Source organism: Clostridium sp. DL1XJH146, assembly GCF_054819755.1.
The window spans coordinates 1-337 of record NZ_JBTVVN010000119.1; the positions used below are offsets into that span (position 1 = coordinate 1).

Here is a 337-nt window from a genome sequence, read left to right on the forward strand (position 1 = left end):
GTAGTATCAGGAATAGCTATGTCCTTACTTTTCATGTCAGGTTCTAGCGCTGGTGGCCTTACTATTTTAGCAAAAATAATAAAAAATAAATTCCCTAACTTAGAACTTACAAAAATACTTCTATTTCAAGACATTATAGTCTATATTATCGTTGCCCTAGCAATGGGCGTAAATTATGTTTTGTATTGTGTAATTATGAGTTTTACAAGAGCAAAAACAATAGATGCAATTCAAGAAGGCATGGCTTCCTCAAGACAATGATTAATAATTTTTAGTAAAAAATAAAACTAGTAGAAATTAATCTACTAGTTTATAACTGGTATTTTAATTTTAAAAA

Annotated in this window: 1 protein-coding gene; it reads left to right on the forward strand. The window is 28.2% G+C overall.

Annotated features, from left to right (window positions below; translation table 11 throughout):
• A partial coding sequence (locus ACVHXK_RS18750) for a YitT family protein (RefSeq protein WP_461207930.1) occupies positions 1-261 on the forward strand: 261 nt, incomplete at its 5' end.
• Between the last annotated feature and the right edge of the window lie 76 nt (positions 262-337).